This is a genomic window from Mycobacterium gordonae, from assembly GCF_001417955.2.
Lineage (GTDB): Bacteria > Actinomycetota > Actinomycetes > Mycobacteriales > Mycobacteriaceae > Mycobacterium > Mycobacterium gordonae_B.
In genome coordinates, this window is record NZ_LKTM01000174.1 from 1 (window position 1) to 1,612 (window position 1,612).

At 66.4% G+C, this 1,612-nt stretch carries 2 protein-coding genes; one reads left to right on the forward strand and one right to left on the reverse strand.

The window, feature by feature from the left end; translation table 11 throughout:
- On the reverse strand, window positions 1–496 hold a 496-nt coding region (locus AO501_RS14500), incomplete at its 3' end, for a PE family protein (protein WP_156452560.1).
- Between the two features lie 492 nt (window positions 497–988).
- Here AO501_RS14500 and AO501_RS14505 point away from each other — a divergent pair.
- Window positions 989–1,612 (forward strand): PPE family protein (locus tag AO501_RS14505; protein ID WP_156452561.1); only part of this gene is annotated, 624 nt, incomplete at its 3' end.

Consider the following 1,612-nt stretch of genomic DNA (forward strand, 5'->3'; position numbering starts at 1 on the left):
ACCCGGCTGACCCGCCGGCGCCACCATTACCGCCGGCCGCCCCGGATCCGCCGTTGCCGCCGCTGCCCCACAACCATCCGCCGTCGCCGCCACGGCTCCCGGTGCCGGCCGCGCCATCGGCGCCGTCGCCGATCAGCGCGCGTCCCGTGAGGAGCTCGCTGGGGGCGTTGATGAAGTCGAGGGTGGCCTGCTCGATCTGCTGCAGCAGGTTTCCATTGGCGGCCTCGGCCACGGCGTAGGTGCTGCTTCCAGACGCCAGGAGCTGGGCGAACCGCTCCCGGAACAGCTCCACCTCGACGCTCACCGCGCGGTACTGCTCGGCGTAGTCGGCGAACAGCGCCGCGATGGCCGCCGAGACCTCGTCCGCGGCCGCCGGCAGCAGATTCACCGTCGGGACGACCGCCTGGGCGTTCGCCGCGCCGAGGGCCGAACCGATCCTCGACACGTCGTTCGCCGCCGCTGCCAATACGTCGGGTGCTGCAAACAGGAAGGACATGCTCGGGGCCCTCTCATTTGGTTGGCTGCTGGCGAATCGAACACGCGGAGTATATGAACGTGAGCCATTTCATTGCAGCAATTCAGGCAAGAATGTAGCAATTCTTGGGACCGACCGCAATGCGAATCTTTCGGATCCACCAGCGGAAGGCTCGACATCGCTTCTGCCGCGTGCCCCGGCACAGCACTTCTCTGAAACCTGTTGCTATGCAGGCGAATTAGACTGGCCCGGGCCAGGCCGGGCAGCTACCGGCGGTGCCCCGATCACCGCCGGATCACCAGCGCTGGGCCCCCGTTTGTGGATCCGCAATGCGGCCACAGACGATGTTGGAGTTTCTGAATAATGTTCAGAAATTGTTGAATTTTCTTCAATTATCGGTAGGGGCGACGGTGCGCGTCGAGGAAGTTAGGCTAATCCTCCGGAAACCGTCATAAACCGTCATAAATGCTGCTAATTTCTACCGCCGTCAGGCGAGGACACGAAGGGCTGGGCATGGACTTTCCGCTGTTGGCACCGGAGATCAACTCCGCGCTCATCTACGGGGGCGCGGGGTCGGGCCCGTGGTTCGCCGTCGCTGAGGCCTGGGACGGGCTGGCGGCCGAGCTAGGCGCGGCGGCGGCGTCGTTCGGGTCGACGACGTCGGGTCTGGTAGGCGGTGCGTGGCAGGGTGCGGCCGCTTCCGCGATGCTGGCCGCCGCCGCCCCCTACGCCGGCTGGTTGCAGGCTGCGGCGGCCGGAGCCGAGGGGGCCGCTACTCAGGTACGGGCCGCCGCGGAAGCGTTCGAGTCGGCGCTCACGAGTGCGGTACCCCCGGCAATCGTCGCGGCCAACCGTGCCCAGTTCGTATCTCTGGTGACGTCGAACTGGTTCGGCCTCAACGCTCCGGCGATCGCGGCCGCCGAAGCGACCTACGAGCAGATGTGGGCACAGAACGTCGCCACCATGTTCGGCTATTACTCCGGCGCCTCGTCAGTGGCCGCGGCGATTCCCTCGTTCGCGGCGCTGCCCGCGCTGCTCGACGACGCGGGCACCCTCGTCATCAACTTCGGTTTGGCGGATGTGGGACGGTTCAACTTTGGTTGGGGGGATGTGGGTCAGTTCAATCTGGGTGGGGGG